This window comes from Streptomyces sp. CG4 (assembly GCF_041080655.1).
GTDB lineage: Bacteria > Actinomycetota > Actinomycetes > Streptomycetales > Streptomycetaceae > Streptomyces.
Genome location: NZ_CP163525.1, coordinates 387,608 through 405,542, shown reverse-complemented (window position 1 = coordinate 405,542; position 17,935 = coordinate 387,608). Strand labels below are relative to the sequence as shown.

The 17,935-nt window shown below is 70.0% G+C and carries 18 protein-coding genes and 3 pseudogenes; 13 read left to right on the top strand and 8 right to left on the bottom strand.

From position 1 onward, the window contains the following. Nucleotides 1-47: 47 nt before the first annotated feature. Nucleotides 48-302, bottom strand: coding sequence for a hypothetical protein (locus AB5L52_RS01980; protein WP_351572699.1), 255 nt, complete (start codon nucleotides 300-302; stop codon nucleotides 48-50). Nucleotides 303-628: 326 nt separating this feature from the next. On the opposite strand from AB5L52_RS01980, the gene AB5L52_RS01975 reads away from it, so the two are divergent. From AB5L52_RS01975 to AB5L52_RS01950, 6 genes are all read left to right on the top strand, one after another. Next, on the top strand, nucleotides 629-1,432 hold the full coding sequence (locus tag AB5L52_RS01975; RefSeq protein WP_351033703.1) for an ABC transporter ATP-binding protein: 804 nt from the start codon (nucleotides 629-631) through the stop codon (nucleotides 1,430-1,432). Beyond that, complete coding sequence (locus AB5L52_RS01970) at nucleotides 1,432-3,942, top strand: FtsX-like permease family protein (RefSeq protein ID WP_369362389.1); 2,511 nt, start codon at nucleotides 1,432-1,434, stop codon at nucleotides 3,940-3,942. Before AB5L52_RS01975 ends, AB5L52_RS01970 begins: the two co-directional genes overlap by 1 nt. A gap of 86 nt (nucleotides 3,943-4,028) precedes the next feature. After that, nucleotides 4,029-5,327, top strand: coding sequence for a sensor domain-containing protein (locus AB5L52_RS01965; RefSeq protein ID WP_369362388.1), 1,299 nt, complete (start codon nucleotides 4,029-4,031; stop codon nucleotides 5,325-5,327). Continuing rightward, a complete protein-coding gene (locus AB5L52_RS01960) occupies nucleotides 5,291-5,935 on the top strand; it encodes a response regulator (RefSeq protein WP_369362386.1) in 645 nt (214 codons plus the stop codon). The genes AB5L52_RS01965 and AB5L52_RS01960 overlap by 37 nt, the downstream gene beginning before the upstream one ends. Nucleotides 5,936-6,052: 117 nt before the next feature. After that, complete coding sequence (locus AB5L52_RS01955) at nucleotides 6,053-6,808, top strand: alpha/beta fold hydrolase (RefSeq protein ID WP_351572711.1); 756 nt, start codon at nucleotides 6,053-6,055, stop codon at nucleotides 6,806-6,808. Then, complete coding sequence (locus AB5L52_RS01950) at nucleotides 6,805-7,686, top strand: SDR family oxidoreductase (protein WP_369362385.1); 882 nt, start codon at nucleotides 6,805-6,807, stop codon at nucleotides 7,684-7,686. Before AB5L52_RS01955 ends, AB5L52_RS01950 begins: the two co-directional genes overlap by 4 nt. 16 nt (nucleotides 7,687-7,702) lie before the next feature. Here the strand turns inward: AB5L52_RS01950 and AB5L52_RS01945 are convergent. Further along, nucleotides 7,703-8,059, bottom strand: a pseudogene (locus tag AB5L52_RS01945) (SDR family NAD(P)-dependent oxidoreductase); the annotation flags it as partial. A gap of 406 nt (nucleotides 8,060-8,465) precedes the next feature. Beyond that, nucleotides 8,466-9,419 carry a LysR family transcriptional regulator gene (locus AB5L52_RS01940; RefSeq protein ID WP_369368791.1) on the bottom strand — a complete coding sequence of 318 codons (954 nt, stop codon included), beginning with the start codon at nucleotides 9,417-9,419 and terminating at the stop codon, nucleotides 8,466-8,468. A 103-nt stretch (nucleotides 9,420-9,522) separates the two neighbouring features. Here AB5L52_RS01940 and AB5L52_RS01935 point away from each other — a divergent pair, with 103 nt between their 5' ends. Both AB5L52_RS01935 and AB5L52_RS01930 read left to right on the top strand, forming a co-directional pair. Beyond that, nucleotides 9,523-10,416, top strand: coding sequence for an NAD(P)H-binding protein (locus AB5L52_RS01935; protein WP_351572716.1), 894 nt, complete (start codon nucleotides 9,523-9,525; stop codon nucleotides 10,414-10,416). 73 nt (nucleotides 10,417-10,489) lie between these two features. Beyond that, nucleotides 10,490-10,855: a darcynin family protein gene (locus AB5L52_RS01930; RefSeq protein WP_351033717.1), complete on the top strand. Its 366-nt coding sequence runs from the start codon at nucleotides 10,490-10,492 to the stop codon at nucleotides 10,853-10,855. Between the two features lie 403 nt (nucleotides 10,856-11,258). Here AB5L52_RS01930 and AB5L52_RS01925 read toward each other — a convergent pair whose 3' ends face one another. After that, nucleotides 11,259-11,981 (bottom strand): TetR/AcrR family transcriptional regulator, encoded by a 723-nt coding sequence (locus AB5L52_RS01925; RefSeq protein ID WP_369362384.1) that lies wholly within the window; start codon nucleotides 11,979-11,981, stop codon nucleotides 11,259-11,261. Between the two features lie 371 nt (nucleotides 11,982-12,352). Here AB5L52_RS01925 and AB5L52_RS01920 point away from each other — a divergent pair, with 371 nt between their 5' ends. Then, nucleotides 12,353-12,712, top strand: coding sequence for a hypothetical protein (locus AB5L52_RS01920; RefSeq protein ID WP_369362382.1), 360 nt, complete (start codon nucleotides 12,353-12,355; stop codon nucleotides 12,710-12,712). Between the two features lie 25 nt (nucleotides 12,713-12,737). After that, the gene (locus AB5L52_RS01915) at nucleotides 12,738-13,457 is read left to right on the top strand and encodes an amidohydrolase family protein (protein WP_369362381.1); all 720 of its coding nucleotides are present in this window, start codon (nucleotides 12,738-12,740) and stop codon (nucleotides 13,455-13,457) included. A gap of 75 nt (nucleotides 13,458-13,532) precedes the next feature. Here AB5L52_RS01915 and AB5L52_RS01910 read toward each other — a convergent pair. Then, nucleotides 13,533-13,688, bottom strand: a pseudogene (locus AB5L52_RS01910) (MFS transporter); the annotation flags it as partial. Between the two features lie 76 nt (nucleotides 13,689-13,764). Here AB5L52_RS01910 and AB5L52_RS01905 point away from each other — a divergent pair. Next, nucleotides 13,765-13,905: pseudogene (locus tag AB5L52_RS01905) on the top strand (amidohydrolase family protein); the annotation flags it as partial. Here the strand turns inward: AB5L52_RS01905 and AB5L52_RS01900 are convergent. Next, a complete protein-coding gene (locus AB5L52_RS01900) occupies nucleotides 13,902-14,513 on the bottom strand; it encodes an MFS transporter (RefSeq protein ID WP_369362380.1) in 612 nt (203 codons plus the stop codon). The pseudogene AB5L52_RS01905 and the gene AB5L52_RS01900 overlap by 4 nt on opposite strands. 56 nt (nucleotides 14,514-14,569) lie before the next feature. Between AB5L52_RS01900 and AB5L52_RS01895 the strand changes: the two genes are divergently transcribed. Further along, on the top strand, nucleotides 14,570-14,773 hold the full coding sequence (locus AB5L52_RS01895) for a hypothetical protein (protein WP_369368790.1): 204 nt from the start codon (nucleotides 14,570-14,572) through the stop codon (nucleotides 14,771-14,773). Between the two features lie 581 nt (nucleotides 14,774-15,354). Here the strand turns inward: AB5L52_RS01895 and AB5L52_RS01890 are convergent. Both AB5L52_RS01890 and AB5L52_RS01885 read right to left on the bottom strand, forming a co-directional pair. Continuing rightward, on the bottom strand, nucleotides 15,355-16,905 hold the full coding sequence (locus AB5L52_RS01890; protein ID WP_369368789.1) for an ISL3 family transposase: 1,551 nt from the start codon (nucleotides 16,903-16,905) through the stop codon (nucleotides 15,355-15,357). Nucleotides 16,906-17,023: 118 nt separating this feature from the next. Continuing rightward, nucleotides 17,024-17,200: a hypothetical protein gene (locus AB5L52_RS01885; RefSeq protein WP_369362378.1), complete on the bottom strand. Its 177-nt coding sequence runs from the start codon at nucleotides 17,198-17,200 to the stop codon at nucleotides 17,024-17,026. Nucleotides 17,201-17,296: 96 nt separating this feature from the next. Here AB5L52_RS01885 and AB5L52_RS01880 point away from each other — a divergent pair, with 96 nt between their 5' ends. Next, complete coding sequence (locus AB5L52_RS01880) at nucleotides 17,297-17,893, top strand: transposase family protein (protein WP_369362377.1); 597 nt, start codon at nucleotides 17,297-17,299, stop codon at nucleotides 17,891-17,893. Nucleotides 17,894-17,935 lie beyond the last annotated feature (42 nt).

The window sequence follows — 17,935 nt, the reverse complement described above, 5'->3', positions numbered from 1 at the left end:
GAGACGGGGTGCGGGCCGCCGAAAGGCCGCCCGCGCCCCCGCTGTCCTCACTCGCCGGCCTCGCGGAAATGCGCCAGCCACGCATGGATATCGCAGCGGACACTGTCCGGATCGACTCCTAAATGGACGGCGATTTCGTCCGCGGCCAATTCGGGCTGCCAATCGCTGCGCTGCAGCGCCAGCCACATCGTCGTGCCGCGGGGCCCGCACCGGTGCCGCCGCCCGGTGCGCCGGCAGAGCAGCTCCAGATATCCATCGGGCCGGACCTGGGCGGTCAGCTCGTGGTCAGGCCTCGTGGCCATGGGACTTCCTTACGTTCGTGGATTTTTCCGACGGCTCCGAAGGTACCCGCCCACGCGCCCCGCGACACGGGTGCCAACCGAACCTTGTGAAGGGGAGTCAACTATTCGGACAGGGTGGGGTCAGTTATCCGTACGAGGGAACTTTCCTCCCCCTTGACAGGCAGACCGCACAGCGCGCAGGCCGCCCGCCGAAACCTGGCGTGCCGAGGTAGAGAAACCTCTACCTCGAACCGGCCGGAGAATGCCAATGTGCCGCCGCCGCAGCGTTCCTAATCTGGTTCACAGACACCGCGTGAGAAGCGCGATATCTCATAGGGGAGCCCGCAGTGCACACTTCACAGGACCTTCGCATGGCGGAGGCGGTACGGCTCGACGCCGTGTCGAAGACCTATGGCCGAGGAGACAGCCAGGTGGCCGCGCTCCGCGGGCTCACCATGAGCTTCGCCGATGGCACCTTCACCGCCGTGATGGGCCCGTCCGGTTCGGGCAAGAGCACCTTCCTGCACTGCGCCGCGGGACTGGTCCAGCCCAGCTCCGGCAAGGTCACCGTCGGCGGCACCGACCTCGCCGGCCTGGACGACACCCAGCTGACCAAGCTGCGCCGGAACCGGATCGGCTTCATCTTCCAGTCCTTCAACCTGCTGCCCGCGCTGACGGTCATGCAGAACATCACGCTGCCGCTGCAACTGGCCGGACAGCGCCCCGACAAAGCCCTGATCCGCAACGTCGTACAGCGCGTGGGCCTGAACGAGCGACTCGGTCATCTGCCGGCCCAGCTGTCCGGCGGCCAGCAGCAGCGCGTCGCCATCGCCCGCGCCCTGGTGACCCGGCCCGCGGTGGTCTTCGCCGACGAACCCACCGGTGCCCTCGACACCCGCACCGCCGCCTCCGTGCTCGCCCTGCTGCGCGAGTCCGTCGACACCGCCCGCCAGACGCTCGTCATGGTCACCCACGACCCGGTCGCCGCCTCCTACGCCGACCGCGTGGTCTTCCTCGCCGACGGCACCTTCGCCGGCGAACTGCACCGGCCGACCGCCGACGCCGTCGCCGCCCGGATGACCAGGCTCGGCGCCTGGGAGGACGACACCCAGCGGCAGAGCTCGCCGCTGTCCCCCGGGGGGCGTTACTGATGTGGCAACTGGCACTGCGCACCCTGAAGTTCCGCAGGACGAGCTTCGTCGCGACCTTCCTCGCCATGTTCCTCGGAGCCGCCATCGTCATCGGCTGCGGCGGCCTGATGGAGACGGGCATCCGCATGGCGGCCGACCCGCAGCGCCTCACCGGCGCCCCGGTCGTCGTCACCGGTGACCAGAGCTACGACTCCACCGCCCTGACCGAGCGCCACCGCATCGACCCCGACCTGGTCGGCACGGTGGCCAAGGCCGACGGCGTGGGCACGGCCGTCGCCGACGTGTCGGTCCCGGCCACCGTCCTCAAGGACGGCAAGCCACTGACCGGCAAGTCCGACTCCTACGGCCATGGTTGGGCCGGCGCCCGGCTCACCCCCTATACCCTCGCCGCCGGTGGATCCCCCGCCGCCGGCGGCGAGGTCGTCCTCGACTCGGGACTGGCCGAGCGCGCCGGCGCCCGTCCCGGGTCCACGGTCGACATCGTCGTCCAGGGCACCACCCGTCAGTTCCGGGTCAGCGGCATCGCCGAACAGCACGGCGGCCACAACCCGCACGCCGCCGTGTTCTTCACCGACGACGAGGCACGCACCCTCGCCGGCGGCCGCATCGACTCCATCGGCGTCCTGCCGGCACCCGGCAAGAGCACCGCCGCCGTCGCGGACGCGGTGCGCTCGGCGGTCGGCGACCGCGCCGAGGTCCTGACCGGCGAACACCGGGGCCTTGCCGAACTGCCCGGCACCCTGCCCAGCAAGCGCACCGTCGTCATCCTCGCCGCGGTCTTCGGCTCCTCGGTCGTGCTGATCGTCATGTTCGGCGTCGCCTCCACCCTCGGCCTCTCCCTCCAGCAGCGCGCCCGCGAGATGGCCCTGCTGCGCGCCGTCGGCTCCACCCCCCAGCAGCTGCGCCGCATGATCCTCACCGAGACGGCCATGCTGTCGGTCGGATCCGTGCTGCTCGCCCTGCTGCCCGGATGGGCCATCGGCAGGCTGCTGTTCGGGGTGCTGACCTCCAGCGGCGTGGTGTCGTCGGAGATCGTCTACCACGCCGGCTGGATCCCGATGGCCGTCGGCGCGATCGTCACCGTCCTCGCGGCAGCCGGAGCCACCCGCTTCGCCGGACGCAAGGCCGCCCGCACGGAACCGGTGGCCGCGCTGGCCGAAGCCACCGCCGGCACCCGCTGGTTCAGCGTGCCCCGGCTCCTGCTCGCCCTGTTCTTCCTCGCCAACGGCATCGGCCTGGCGATCGCCACCGCCACCGTGATGCACGACGGCCCCACCCTCGCCAGCACCGCGGGACCCGCCTCCGTGCTGTTCTGCATCGGCCTCGCCCTGCTCGCCCCCGGCATCACCAAAGCCATGGTGGCGCTGCTACGGCTCCCGGTGCGCGCCTTCTCCGGGCTCTCCGGTCAGCTCGCGCTGCGCAACGCCGCCACCGCCAGCGTCCGCATGGCGGGCGCCGTCGCCCCGATCGTCCTGCTCATCGGCATCGCCACCGGCACCCTGTACATGCAGTCCACCGAGGACCACGTCTCCCGGACCTCCTACGACAAGAACATCCTGGCCGACTACGTCCTCGACTCCACGACGGGCGGATTCGCCCCCGGCGTCGTCGACAAGGTGCGTGCCACGCCCGGAGTTGCCGCGGCCTCCGAACTCGTCATCACCCGCGGCTTCGTGGACCGGCCGGGCGGCCCGGCCGACGCCGACCTGCGCGGCGTCTCCGCCGAGGGCGTGCGCCAGAGCCTCGACCTGCCCGTTGTCGCCGGCTCCCTCGGCGACCTGCGCGGCGACTCGGTGGCCCTGTCCGACGAGAAGGCCCGCGAGTACGGCGTAAAGGTCGGCGACCGGCTGCCGATGCACCTCGGCGACGGCACCGCCGTACGCCCCACCGTCGTCGCCCTCTACACCGACAACCCCAAGCAGGAGTACCTGACACTGCCCGCCGCCACCCTCGCCCCGCACACCGGCGACGGACTGCCGCACCAGATCCTGGTCCGCACCGCGCCCGGCGCCGGTACCGAGGTCCACGACCGACTCGCCGCGCTGGCCGCCCAGGTGCCCGGCACCGAACTGGACGTCAGCTCCTCCCTCGCCGGCCGGAACAACCAGATCCAGCAGATCCTGGTGTCCGCCAACTACACGATCGTCGCCATGATCGTGGGGTACGCCGCCATCACCGTGGTCAACACCCTGGTGTCGGTCACCCGGAAACGGCGCGCGGAGTTCGGCCTCCAGCGGCTCACCGGCGCCACCCGCGCCCAGGTGCTCGCCATGCTGACCGTCGAAGGCGTGCTGATCGGTGTCATCGCCACCGTCCTCGGCACCCTCGCCTCCGCGACGACCATCGTCCCCTACAGCCTGGTCAAGAGCGACTCGTATCTGCCCTCCGGATCCATCGGCATCTACCTCACCATCGTCGGCGGATCACTGCTGCTGGTCTTCGGCGCCACGCTGCTGCCCTCCTGGCGTGGCATGCGCACCCCCGCCGTGGACACGGTGAAGGCCGCGTGAGCCACCCCCTGACCGGGCCGTCCCCGCTACCCCCGAGCGGGGGCGGCCCCTCCATGACCGGCGCCGCGGAATGGGAACATGAAGGCATGAAGACTGTGCCGGTCACATGGCGCGGCCTGCTGGGCCGCGCCACCCTGGACACCCTGGTCGGCGTGGCCATCGCCGCCGGAGCCCTGCTGTCGATCGTCCTCTTCGTCACCACCGCCTACTTCATCGTCATCTCCGTGATCGGCATCGGCTTCCTCGCGCTGCCCTACTGCACCCGCGCGGTGCGCTGGCTGGCCGACCTCAACCGGCGCGCCGCCGCGCACTCCGGAATCCCGGTGGAACGGCCCTACCGGCCCGAGCCGGAGGAGATCGAGAAGGACATCGTCGGCTGGATGCGCCGCTGCAAGTGGATCCTGACCGACCCCGCGACCTGGCGGGATCTGCTGTGGCTGCTGCTCAACTGCCTGGTCGGCCTGGTCGGTTTCGTACCGGCCGGGCTGCTCTACTACGCGGGGGAGGGGCTGTTCCTGGCCTGCGGCCTGTGGCAGCCCATCGCGGACGGCGGACAGGGCCGCTGGTACGCCTTCGTCACCGTCGACAGCTGGCCGGCCGCACTCGCCGCGGGCCTGCTGGCGCTCGTCGTCCTCACCGGCTGGGTGCTGCTCGGCCCGCTGGTCCTCAAGGGGTACGCCTACTTCGTCCGCTTCCTGCTCGGCCCGACCCGGCAGTCCCAGCTGGCCTCCCGGGTGCAGCACCTGTCGGAGACCCGCTCCGGCGCCCTCGACATCCAGGCCGCCGAACTGCGCCGCATCGAACGCGACCTGCACGACGGCGCCCAGGCCCGACTGGTCAGCCTCGGCCTTCAACTCGGCGCCGTCGACCGGAAGATGGCCCAGGACCCCGAAGAGGCGCGAAAGCTGCTGCGGCAGGCCCGCACCTCGTCCGTACAGGCCCTGAGCGAACTGCGCGACCTGGTCCGCGGCATCCACCCGCCCGTCCTCGCCGAACGCGGCCTGGCCGACGCCCTGCGCGCCCTGGGCCTCGCCAGCCCGCTGCAGGTCACCGTCGTCGCGGACCTGCCCGGCAGGCCGCCCGACCCGGTCGAGTCCGCCGTCTACTTCGCGGTCTCGGAGCTGCTGACCAACGCCCTCAAACACGCCGAGGCCCAGCGCATGGAGATCCTCGCCTGGTACGAGGACGGCACCCTGCACGCCCGCGTCACCGACGACGGCCACGGCGGCGCCGACGTCTCGGCCGGGAGCGGCCTGGAGGGCATCCGACGGCGGCTGGCATCCTTTGACGGGGTTCTGGAGATCGACAGCCCCCCGGGCGGACCGACCGTGATGAAGATGGAGCTACCGTGCGCGTTGTCCTCGCCGAAGACCTCTTCCTCCTGAGGCAGGGGATCATCCAACTGCTGGAGGCGTACGACTTCGAGGTGGCCGCCGCCGTCGACAACGGCACCGACCTCGCCGCCGCACTCACCGAACACCGGCCCGACGTCGCCATCGTCGACGTACGACTGCCGCCCACCTTCACCACCGAGGGCCTGCAGGCCGCCCTGCGCGCCCGCCGCGAGCAGCCCGGACTGCCGATCCTCGTCCTCTCCCAGCACGTCGAGCAGATGTACGCCCGCGAACTGCTGGCCGACGGCACCGGCGGCATCGGCTATCTGCTGAAGGACAGCGTGCTGGACGACGAACAGTTCATCGACGCCGTACGGCGGGTCGCCGCCGGCGGTACGGCCATGGACCCGGCCGTGGTCGCCCAGCTGATGACCAGTCACTCCCGGGACCAGCCGCTGGCCGCGCTCACCGGACGGGAACGCGAGGTGCTGGAGCTGATGGCCGAGGGCTGCTCGAACACGGCGATCGCCCAGCGGCTCACCGTCACCGAGGGCGCGGCCGCCAAGCACATCTCCAACATCTTCACCAAGCTGATGCTGCCGCCGTCCAGCGACAGCAACCGCCGCGTGCTCGCCGTGCTCGCCTACCTCAACGCCTGAGCCGCACCCTGCCGTTGGGGCGGATAGGGGTGGCCGGCCGTCTTCGCGCGGGTGAGACTGCTGGGGCACGCCCCCGGCCCGCGCCGCTGCCACCGCCAGGAAGGACACGTCAGCCCCATGACCACGCTCGCCGAGCACGACCGCCTCTGGATACGCCGCTACCATCCCCGTCCGGACGCGGCGGTCAGGCTGGTGTGCCTGCCGCACGCGGGCGGCTCGGCGTCCTTCTACCACCCGGTCTCGGCGAGCCTGCCGGCGTCCGTGGACGTGCTCGCCGTGCAGTACCCGGGGCGCCAGGACCGGCGCAACGAGCCGTGCCCCGACAGCATCCAGGAACTGGCCGACCGCGTCACGTCCGTCCTGCTGCCGTGGACGGACCGCCCCCTCCTCCTCTTCGGCCACAGCATGGGCGCGACCCTCGGCTTCGAGGTCGCCCGCCGACTGGAGCGCGACCACGGCATCGTCGCGCACGCGCTGTTCGCCTCCGCCCGCCGGGCCCCCTCCTGCCCGCGCGACGAGTCCGTCCATCTGCGCGACGACGACGGACTCGTCGAAGAGATGCGGAAGTTGAGCGGCACGGACTCGGCGATCCTCGACGACGAGGAACTCATCCGCATGGCCCTGCCCGCGATCCGCGCCGACTACCGGGCCGCCGAGACCTACGTCTACGAGCCGGGCCCGAACCTGCGCTGCCCCATCGTCGGCCTGGTCGGCGACGACGACCCGAAGGTCACCGTGGACGAGGCACGCGCCTGGTCCCGCCACACGGACGCGTCCTTCGACTTCCATGTGTTCCAGGGCGGCCACTTCTATCTGACGTCCCACCAGAACGAAGTCCTCGACCTGCTGGCGAAGGAGGCGGGCCGGGCATGACCTCCGTCCTCATCACCGGCTGCAGCAGCGGCATCGGCCTGGAGACGGCGCTGGCCTTCGCGCGCCGGGGAGACCGGGTGCACGCCTGCGTACGCGACCCGGCGCGCGCGGCGGAACTGCTCCGGCGCGCCCAGGCCGAGGACCTCACCCTCGACGTCCCGCACCTGGACGTCACCGACGACACCTCGGTCACCGCCGCCGTCACCGCGGTGCAGGACCGGCACGGACCGGTCGACGTCCTCGTCAACAACGCCGGCGTCGACCGCACCGGCCCGGTCGAGACCATGCCCCTCGACCAGGCACGGACTCTGATGGAGACCAACTACTGGGGCGCGCTGCGCATGTCCCGCGCCGTCCTGCCCGGGATGCGCGCCCGGGGCAGCGGCGTCATCGTCAACGTCTCCTCCCTCGCGGGCCGTACGTTCGCCGTGCCGCACGGCGGCTTCTACGCGGCCAGCAAGGCCGCCCTGGGCGCGCTCAGTGAGGCCCTGTACGCGGAGGTCCAGCCGTTCGGCATTCGCGTGGTGTGCCTCGAACCGGGCAGCTTCGCCTCCGCCATCCAGCGCAGGTCCGCCGCCAACGCGGCCGCGGAGCAGTCCGGGACCGGTCCGTACGACGCCGACCATGCCTGGCTCTCGCGGTTCCTCGCGCACGTGGCGGAAGGCGCCGCCGACTGCGCGGAGGCGGCCCGGGCGATCGTCGCCGCCGTCGACGACCCGGACACCCCCTTGCACACGACGGTCGGCAAGGACGCGGAGGCAGCCCTGCGGTTCCTCGCGGGCGTCTCCTACGAGCAGTGGCTGCCCTCGTTCCTCGACCAGGCCGAGTCCCTCGCCGGCCCCCGCCCCGCCGCGCCGGGGCGCTCGCGGACCGCGTAGCGAACTTGGTGGCGTGGTAGGAGCCGGTGGCGCCGAAGCCGACCAGGCTGCCGAGTGAGGACATGTTCACGATGCGGCCTGCGCGACGGGAGCGCATTCCTGGCAGGACGGCTCTGGTGGTGTTGACCAGGCCGAAGACGTTGGTCTCGAACAGAGCGCGAACCTCGTCGTCCTCGCCTTCCTCGATGGCGGCGAGGTAGCCGTAGCCGGCGTTGTTGACCAGTACGTCGATCCGTCCGAAGGCGGCCTGCGCCTGTGCGACCGCCTTAGCGATCTGCTGGGAGTCGGTGACGTCCAGCGCCAGGGCGAGGGCGCGTTCCTCGTGCCCGGCGACCACGTCGACGGCCTTGCCGGCAGTCCGGGCGGTGACCACCGCCCGCCAGCCGCGCTCCAGCACGGCACCGGCCAGTGACGGTGGGGTCGGCACGGGACATACGCCGGATTGCCCACCTGCCGACGAAATCTTGCGGTACGCCGACGGCCGGACACCGACGTGTGCCAGGAAAGCCGAGGACAGGCTGCCGGGGCTGGAGAAGCTGTGACGCAGCGTTACAGGCTGTCGAGCGGTCTGCTCGGTGGGGCGTACGCCGCGTCGCGCACCCGCCCTCGTGAACCGAGACCCGGTGAACCTTCGCGGTCACAGCAGCACAAAAGGCCGTTGCCGTACCGACATTGTGATCGATGGTGGGAGTGCGGCGTCTCGGTCGGGTGATTTTCTCGCCAGGGTCCTTGCTGCTGCCAGGTCGTGGCCGCCCGCTGCCGAGGGAGCCTTGGGCCCGTCAGGAGGGCGAGCTCCCGGGTGCGCGAACGGTCCGGCGGACGGCGTTGCGCAGCCAGTGGTGGGCTCCGTCGGCGGCATGGCGGGGGTGCCAGGCCATGCCGATGGTCAGGGGCGGCAGTGGCAGGGGGACGTCGAGGAGGTGCAGGCCGAGGGCGGTGGCGGCATCGGTGAGGGGCGAGGGAGCGGCGCCGGGGAGCGCGGCGGGGACGAGGCAGATGACATCGCTGCGGGCGGCGAGGGTCATCGCGGCCAAGTGGCTGGGGAGAACGGCACTGACCCGCCGGCTGAGGTTGTGCTCGGCCAAGGCGGTGTCGAGGGGGCCGGTGAACCGGCCTCGGCGGCTGACCGCGACGTGTTCGGCTGTGGCGAACCGGGCCGGGGTCAGGGTTCCTTCGGTGAGGGGGTGGCCGGGCCGGACGGCCGCCACCATCCGGAGGGTGAGCAGTTCCTCGACCTGGGTTTCGGGGTCGACGTGGTCGATGGATCCGACTTCCAGGTCGATGCGGCCGTCGCGGAGTGCCGGTCCGGCCTCCAACTCCTCGGCCCGGAACCGCAAGGAAATCCCCGGCGCTTCCTGCCGGGCCAGTTGCAGCAGTCCGGGAGCCAGTGCCGCGCCGACCAGGTCGGCGGTCTGGAGGGTGAAGGTGGTGTGCAGGGCGGCGGGGTCTACGCCGGTGCCTGGGGTGAGCAGTGCTCCGAGGCGGCGCACCACTGTGGCGGCTTCGTCGCGCAGGGCCTGGGCACGCGGGGTGGGGACCATGGCCTGTCCGGCCCGCACCAGAAGGGGGTCTTGGAGGATGCGGCGCAGGCGGGCGAGGGTGCGGCTCATTGCAGCGGGGGAGGTGTGCAGGCGGGCGGCGGCGCGGGTGACGCTCTGCTCGGACAGCAAAGCGTCCAGCGCGACGGCGAGATGGGCATCGATGACCGGCTCTGGGCTGTTCACCTGCGTAATTCCATTTCTGACAATGATTCCGTGCTGAAGTTCCCATTGTGACAACACCGCGGATCTCCGCAGGATGAGGGGCGTACCGATCCCCACGATCCACGAGGTTTTCATGATCGTCATCACTGGTCCCACCGGGAACATCGGCCGCCACCTGCTTCCGCTGCTCCTTGAGTCCGCCCCCGCCGCCGGCGAGGAACTGCGCGTGGTCGTGCGTGACCCCGCCCGGCTCCCCGACGCGGTGCGCGAACGCGTCGAGGTGGTCACCGGCTCGCACGGCGACGCCGGGATCGTCGACCGGGCCTTCGAGGGCGCGGACGCTGTCTTCTGGCTCGTCCCCCCGGACGCCTCCCTGACCCCGGAGGATGCCTACTGCGGCTTCACCCGCCCCGCCACCACGGCACTCGCCGCCCACGGCGTCGGCCACGTGGTCAGCGTCTCCGCGCTCGGCCGCGGCACCCCGGTCGCCGGCCGCGCCGGGCTCGTCACCGCCTCCCTTGCCATGGACGACCTGATCGCGGGCACCGGCGTCGCCTACCGGGCCCTGGCCAACCCGTCCTTCTTCGAGAACCTCCTGGAGGAGGCCGACTCGATCCGCGAGAAAGGCGTCTTCACCGACGCCGTCGACGCCGACCGCAAGGCTCCCCTCGTCGCCGTCGCCGACATCGCCGCCGTGGCCGCCGGCCTGCTGCTGGACCGCTCCTGGACCGGCACCGACAGCGTCCCGGTTCTCGGGCCGCAGGACCTGTCCCCCAACGACCTGGCCCGCATCATGACCGAGCAGCTCGGCCGCGCCGTCCGCTACGAACGCCAGCCGCTCGACGATCTGCACACCACCCTCGTCGGCTACGGCCTCAACGAGGCGTTCGTCCGCGGCATCGTCGACATGAAGCGGGCCAAGGACGACGGCCTCGACGCCGGCGTCGCCCGCACCCCGGACACCACCTCGACCACCACCTTCGAGCAGTGGTGCGCCCAGACCCTCAAGCCCGCCGTCCTCTCCTGAAGGTCCAACAACCGTCGCCGCAACACATGGTGCCCACCGCACCGAGAACCCTGCCACCCGGGAGGCACTCATCATGTCCACTGAGAAAACCGAACCGCCGGTCACCGCGTTCATGCTCGTCAAGACCACACCCGAGTGGCTCGCCCTGACCGTCCAGGAACGTGGGGACGCCTTCACCACCCAGGTCCTCCCCGCGATCGAGGCCAAGACCACCGGCGTCCGGTCACGCTTCTACGACACGGAGTTCTACTCCGCGCGCGTCACGGACGTCTGGGTCTGGGAAGCAGACGACCACCACGCCTACCAACTCCTTGTCGACGCGCTGCGCGAGACCCCGTTCTGGGACCGCTACTTCGAGGTCGTCGACCTGCTCGTCGGCACCGAGAACGGCTACGCCCGCACCTACGGCCTCGACCCCGTCGCCACCATCACCACCTGACATCCGCCCGTCCGGACCAGAGCACGCTCAAGTTGAAGTCCATGAGCAACAGCACAACGCCTGTCCGGCGGAAGTACAGAGGCGCCCGGATGAGCAACTGTGACCAAAACTCAGACCAGACGCCAACGAGGCCCCGGATCGAGATCGGTCCGGGGCCGCTCGCCCCGCTGGCTGAGCGGCCCACCGGACACAACGTTGGACGTCCAGATGTCATACCAGAACGTGAACTCCGCCTCCCACCAAGGCGAGTTCAGGTCAGGAACCTGCACGCCCCAATTTGGGAGTCGCCGGATGCATGGCGAGCTCGCTGTGCTCGGGATGGAGGTCGCCGCCTCGACCGTCTGCGAGATCCTGCACGCCGTAGGGATCGGCCATCAGCAACCATCGACACAGCCGCCCCCACTCACACAGATGCTCGCAGCGTACTTGACGCCCCGGCGGCTGGGGCGGGCGCGGTGAGGATGCCGTTGAGGAGGACCTGGAAGATCCAGGTGTGTCGTTCGCGCGGGGTGCCGGTGAACAGATCGTCAGATGTCGCTGCCAGGTTCGGGTAGCGCTCGGGCGAGGCTGAGCGCAGAGCCTGGGTGAAGGCCGTCCACTCCTCCTGGGCGTCCGGCGCTTGGCGTCGGCTTCCATGCTCGGCGGCAGCCGTGGTGGCGAACTGCAGGAGGAGGTCGACGGCCCAGGCGGCGCGTTCGCCTTCGATGCCACCGAACCTGAGTACCGCCAACAGCCCTTCCAGCAAGGCGAGGTAGTGCTCGCCCCTGGGGCGTGCGACCAGGGCGGAGCGGGCCAGGCTCGGGTGCTCGTACAGGACCTGGATATAGGACGTGAGGATGTCGATGAGACGCTCGCGCCAGGGCCCGTCGTCCGGCACGGGACTGAGGTCCACCTCGCCGAGCAGTTCGTCGAGTACCGCGGCGTGCAGTTCGGCCGTGTTGCGGAAGTACACGTACAGCGAGGCCGGTCCGGTGTCGAGTTCCTGAGCCAAGCGGCGCATCGTCAACCGCTCCAGTCCTTCGCTCCTCATCAGCGCGACCGAGGTCGCGACGATCCCGGCGCGGCTCAGCGCGGGCTTGGCGGGGCGCTCCCGGCGGCTGCGCGGGGCCTCGGTACGTGCTCTCATGCCATCAGCCTAACGAACATGTTCGCAGACCCCAAGGAGCCCATAGCGCACCGGTTGGCGGCAGAGGGCGATTCTTCGCGACAGGCCCGGCGTCTGCGACGGAATGTGATCGCATCCAATCTCTGCGTGTGAAAGGCCGGGCGGCATCTCACCATCGCGACGAACTTGTTCGTAACGAACGCGTTCGCTACCCTTGCCGTGTCGGCATCTCCTGAAGGCCGCCATCCCGTGACGCGCGGCAGCCGGACAGGGTCGGACCTGGATTCGCCCGGCAGGCTCGGGCGCACATCGAGTACGAGGAGTGACCCATGTCCACTTTCATCGTGAATGTTCGACTCTTCGATGGCGAACATGTTCGTTCAGATAGGACGGTGGAGATCGAGGGAACCAAGATTGTTTCCCTCGGGCAGGAGCCCCCCAGCGGGGCGCAGGTCGTCGACGGCCGAGGCGGGACCCTGCTGCCGGGCCTGATCGACGGCCACGTCCACACGTCGCTGGAAGGACTGAGGCTCGCGCGCGTCTTCGGTGTCACCACCGAGCTGGAGATGCAGGGCTACTGGACACCGCAGCAACGCGAGGAGATCGACGAGGACGACGGCATCGCCGACGTGCGCTCGGCCCTGCTAGGCCTGATGGCGAAGGACGGCCATCCCCACGAGCTGATCGCCCGATCTGGACGAGCACCGGCCCGGTGGCGGCGGCTGGACGCCGCCGTCGGTCTCGACCCCTGACGAGGCGGTAGCCCACGTCCGGGCGATGGCCGCCCAGGGGGCCGACTACATCAAGGTCATGATCGAAGAAGGCACTGTGATGGGCCACCCCGGGCTGCCCCTGATCAGCACCGAGGCACTCAAGGCCGGTGTGGCGGAGGCACATCTGCTGGGCAAGAAGGTGATCGCCCATGCGATGACGCTGGCAGCCACCGAACAGGCCATCGAGGTCGGAGCGGACGGCCTCGCGCACCTGTTCATCGACCGACCGCACACCGAGGAGATCGTCTCGGCGATCGCCGGCGCCGGCATCTTCGTCACCCCGTGCCTGGTGATCAGCTCCTCCGTCATGGGCGGCACCGGCCAGGCACTGGCCGACGACCCCCGGGTGGGCCGCAAGCTCCCGCAGCAGTGGCTGGCCACGCTCCGCGGCACGTTCAACAAGTACCCGGAAGGCAATCTGAACCAGGTGCTGGCGAGCGTGGCCGCGCTGCACAGCGCAGGCGTCGACGTCATCGCCGGCACCGACGCCTCCATCCCCGTTCCCGCCCACGGCGGGGTGGCACACGGCGCGAGCCTGCACCACGAGCTGCAACTCCTGGTCAAGGCCGGGCTCACGCCCCTGGAAGCGCTGCGCGCCGCCACCTCCGTCCCGGCACGGCCGGAAGGGTGCACGCCGCCCCCGGGCCGAAGGTGCAAACGGCAGCGAAGTAGCGCCGCCCCCCGGCAACCGGTCGCAGACGCCCGCAGGGCAGACCGCCCCTGATACCTCAAGGAGAAAACTATGACCAGGAGTTATGACGAGACGGTGGACGCGTTCCTCGACCGAGTGCGAGAGGCACAGCTTGCCCCAGATCGGGGTGGAGCAGGCGGTGGTGAGGGTGTAGGCCGTCACGACCCATGACAGGCTGGCCACGCCGCCGATGTCGTTCACGATCGTGGGCATCGCGGTGCCCACGATCAGGCCGTCGAGCTGGGAGAGCAGCAGGGCGAGCATGATGCCGAGCAGCACCCAGCGGATGTTCTTGGGGACGACGGGCTCGGCGGCCTCGTCGGGCGGTGCGGACTTGCACTTCGGCCTGAACGACCGCGGTCGGATCGCCCCCGGCGCGCGCGCCGACCTCGTCCTGGTGGACGGCGACCCGATGACCCGCATCGAGGACAGCCTGTCCATTCGGGCGGTCTGGCGCCGTGGAGCCGTCTCCACCGACTAGGCGTATCGGCTCCAGCCTCGGGTCCCGCGCGGGCGCGCGGGACCCGAGGCAACAACCGGGAAACAACAACCCCCTCTGGGGAAGCACAGCGGCCTTCTACCGGCACTTCGGGTGACTGCCCGGCCCCGTGCCGCCCCGTTCTGAAAGGAGTGGTCCGCCATGACCGCACTCACGATGGTGCTGACCATGGCCGTCATCAAGGTGATGCCCAGCCAGTCGATGACGACCTTGCCGCAGCGGGTGTGCGGGAGGTGCAGCAGCAGTTGGCACCACGCGATGCAGATCAGCCCGATGGGCAGGTTGAGGTAGAAGGCCCAGCGCCAGCCGAGGTGGCCGGTGATGACGCCGCCCGCCAGCGGGCCGCCGATGCTGCCGACCGCCATGACGATGGCGACCATTCCCTGGTAGCGGCCGCGTTCCCGGGGCGGCAGCAGGGCGCCGATCAGCGCGAAGGCGCCCGCGCCGAGGCCGCCCGCGCCCACGCCTTGCAGGGCCCGGAAGATGATGAGTTCGTTCATCGTCGAGGCCGTCCCGCACAGCGCGGACGCGCCCAGGAAGACCGCTATGGAGGCCAGGAACATGGTCTTGCGGTTGTACAGGTCACCCACGGAATGCCGGTGACGCGCGGGCCTACGCCGCCCAGTTCTCCGAGGACGCCTCCTACATCGCGTTCATGGGCGAAGTGATACTCGGCAGGTCGCAGATCGAGCGGACGTACCACGAAGTCTTCACCATGTGGCAGAGGGGTACACGCATGATCGTGAAGCCGATCGATGTGCGCAGCGTGGACGTCGACACGAGCGTGGTGACGACGATCGGCGGGGTCGGCGGCCAGCCCGCATTCGGCTACGACAAGTTCCAAACGTAGGTGCTGCGCCGCCGGGAGGGTCGTTGGCTGTGCGTCGCCTTCCAGAACACAGCGATGAGTGAGGAGGCGAAGCGTGCATACAAGGACTGACGGATGCCACGGCTCGATGGGCCCGCTTCGGGATGGGCACCTGTCGACGCGGCGCGGCTACTGGCAGCAGGCTCATCGCTGCGGGGCCTGACGCCGAGGTTCTCCAAGCTGCCGTGCATATCCCGAACGTGCAGCAGTGGCTGGGCCTTCTGGGAGCCGCGCGGCGCCCGGGGGAGTGGGGTCGGCTGCTCTGCGGTCGGCGTCTGGGCTGGGAGAGTACCCCGCCTACGCCGGTTGCGGCTTGTGACGGTCGAGCAGCTTGGCGAGCAGGTACTGGAGCTGTTGCCGTTCCGCGGCATCGAGGCCGGCGAGGAGTTCGGCCTGGACGGCATCCGCGTGTAATTGGAGTACTTCGAGGTACTGGCTTCCAGCGGCGGTGATGGCAACCAGGTTGCAGCGCTGGTTGGCGGGGTCGAGCTGACGGCCGCTTTCGAGGCGGTTGAGGGGTTCTGATCCACTTCTTGTGGGGCGGTGACTAAGGTGACGGTCTGTCAGTCGGCGAGGAGTATCCGCTGGCGGAGGAGGTCGAATCCGGCGCGGCCGAATCCGTCCCTCTTGATTCGCTTCGCCCGGTTCACGTTGCCCTCGACCTTGCCCGAACTCCATTCCAGGGTGAGGCCGGCGGTCACGGCGTCGAAGTCCTGTCGTAGGCCCCGGGCCAGGCTCTGCAGCGGCTTCATCCCGGTGTCCTCGGCGCTGGTGAGCCAGTTCTCCAGATCGCCGCCTCGGCGCTCGGTCATCATCGCGGCGAAGGAACGGACGCACGTGGCGACGGAGTCCAGCTCGGCAGAGCGGGACAGGAGCTTCTTGAGCTTGAGCGTGCTGCTCTCGTCCAGGTGGTCCGGGTGCGAAGTGATCAGCCAGGTGGCGGTGCGGACCGTGAGCGTCTTGGGCTTGTCGGGGGCGGGTTTGCCGCTGGCCCGGATCTCCTGGAGGTGCCGGCGCACGGTCCGCTTGCTGCCCGTGAAGCCGAGTTCGGCGATCTCCGCGTGGAGCCGGGCCGCGTCCGTGCAGCCCTCGTTCCACCGTCGGTGCAGGTAGGGCGAGTAGGCGTGGATCTGGCCCTGGCGGTGTGATCCGGTGGCCAGCGACGCCTCCTCGGGCGTGGCGGCATGCGCGTAGCGGCGTACCGTCTTGCGGTCCAAGCCGAGCGCCTCGGAGATCGCCTGGATGGGGACGCCCTTGTCGTAGAGGGCGTGCACGGCGGCGTGACGCTCGCGGCGCCGGATCACGCGCATCCCCTCCGACCGCACCGGCACCTCCTCATGGGCCGCGGTCTTCTGTTCGTCGGTGGCGTCCTCAGGCGTGTCCTCGGTAGGCTCGGCGAGGCAACTGCGGTGCGTGGCAAGGCACTTCTCGACGGCTTCGCACAGGTTTTTCCACAAGTGGAACCGGTTCGCGACCTGGGTCGCGTCGGGGCAGGCCGTGCGTACGGCCTCGGCGTAGGCGCTGGCCCTGTCCCGGCAGACGATCTCTACTCCACGGTGCGCGCGAAGCCACTCGGTGAGGGTCTCCGCGGTGCGGTCGGGCAGGACGTCGACACGTTCGCCGGTCTCCATGTTCAAGATGATCGTTCCGTAGACGTGCCCCTTCTTCAGGGCGAAATCATCGATACCCAGCACCCGGGGTGCAGCCCCGACCTGCTTGTCCGGGAGCCTGCGGACCAGTCTGAGCAGGGAGTTCGCGCTCGTCGACATGGACAGATGCGCAGCCAGCCGAGCGCCCGGCCGCCCGGCGAGCGCGAGCGCGATCTTCCCCAGCGAGCAGCGCAGGAGCGGTGTGCGCCGCGCGAACCGCTCGGTGAGCCCGTCCACTTGCTCGACGAACGTGCGGCGAGGGCACTCAGCGGCCGGGCAGAGAAACCGTCGCACCAGCAGATCGATCACGACCTGCCGTCCGGCCGCCGCGAGATCGGCAAGACGCCGCCGGTAACCGCCATGGACACGCCCGGACACCGCGCCGCAACCGGGACAAGCCGCCTCACGCGTCACCGTTCGCGCCGTAAGGGCTATTCCACTTCCGTCCGCCCTGACCTCGTCCACCACCACGGTCGACAGATGGGAGAACGCCGCAGAGAACGTCGAGAACACGCTGCAATCACACGAACGACCATCCTTCCAGCCAGTTGTGACGCTCTGTCACCGCCCCACAAGAAGTGGATCAGAACCATGTGTGATGGCCGCTGTCACCGTAGCTCGTGGCGACGGCTCTGTATGCCTTGAGCTTGTTGATGGCGCGGTCGCGGTCGTCCTCGCTACCTGGACCGGGATGGTGTCCCGCCAAGTGGTGTAGGAATCCGGACCGCCTCGCTCCGGCGACCACCTCCACGGCGATCACCGTCGAGGCTCCTCGGACGGTGTTGATGCTGTGCCAGGCCACCGGAGCGGCCTCTGCCCGGGGTCGGCCCTGCAGGCGTGTGTGACCTGCGGAGTCGTGAACTCCACATCGCTACACCACTTCGCGGGACGCGACCTGGATCGGGCCCTGAAGAAGGTCGCGAAGCAGGGCGGTCGCCAGGCGGGGCGGGTGGTGGTCCTGCTGGACGGCACCCTGGTCCGTACCCGGCGCTGGACCGGGACAGCCAACCGCAAGAACTACAGCGGGAAACGCAAGGCCCACGGCTTGCTCTTCCTCGCCCTCACCGACGAGAGGGGCAACCTGATCTGGATCTCCTCGGCTCGCCCCGGGCGGGCCAGTGAGATCAGCGCCGCCCGCCATGAAAAGATCACCGCCCATCTGCGCGTGGCCGGCTTCGGAGTCCTGGCCGACCTCGGCTTCGTCGGCCTGGACGACCACCCAGACGACGACCCCGTCATCATCACCGGCTTCAAGGCCACCCGCTCCCACCGCCTCACCGAGGCTGAGAAGGAGGCGAACGGCCTGCTCAGCCGCGAACGCGCCGCCAACGAGCACGGTTTCGCGCACCTCAAGACCTGGCGCGTCCTGGCCAAGGTCCGCATGAACACTCGTCACGCCACCATCCTGCTCCGGGCACTGCTCGTCCTGGCGAACTCCGAAGTCCCACGCTGACGGACGAACTCCCGTTGACGATCACGACTCCGGCCGGCACGA

Excerpts from the sequence above, each read along its gene's own strand:
- AB5L52_RS01980 (WP_351572699.1), bottom strand. The coding sequence starts at position 302 with ATGGCCACGAGGCCTGACCACGAGCTGACCGCCCAGGTCCGGCCCGAT.
- AB5L52_RS01970 (WP_369362389.1), top strand. The coding sequence starts at position 1,432 with ATGTGGCAACTGGCACTGCGCACCCTGAAGTTCCGCAGGACGAGCTTC.
- AB5L52_RS01965 (WP_369362388.1), top strand. The coding sequence starts at position 4,029 with ATGAAGACTGTGCCGGTCACATGGCGCGGCCTGCTGGGCCGCGCCACC.
- AB5L52_RS01955 (WP_351572711.1), top strand. The coding sequence starts at position 6,053 with ATGACCACGCTCGCCGAGCACGACCGCCTCTGGATACGCCGCTACCAT.
- AB5L52_RS01950 (WP_369362385.1), top strand. The coding sequence starts at position 6,805 with ATGACCTCCGTCCTCATCACCGGCTGCAGCAGCGGCATCGGCCTGGAG.
- AB5L52_RS01935 (WP_351572716.1), top strand. The coding sequence starts at position 9,523 with ATGATCGTCATCACTGGTCCCACCGGGAACATCGGCCGCCACCTGCTT.
- AB5L52_RS01930 (WP_351033717.1), top strand. The coding sequence starts at position 10,490 with ATGTCCACTGAGAAAACCGAACCGCCGGTCACCGCGTTCATGCTCGTC.
- AB5L52_RS01925 (WP_369362384.1), bottom strand. The coding sequence starts at position 11,981 with ATGAGAGCACGTACCGAGGCCCCGCGCAGCCGCCGGGAGCGCCCCGCC.
- AB5L52_RS01915 (WP_369362381.1), top strand. The coding sequence starts at position 12,738 with ATGGCCGCCCAGGGGGCCGACTACATCAAGGTCATGATCGAAGAAGGC.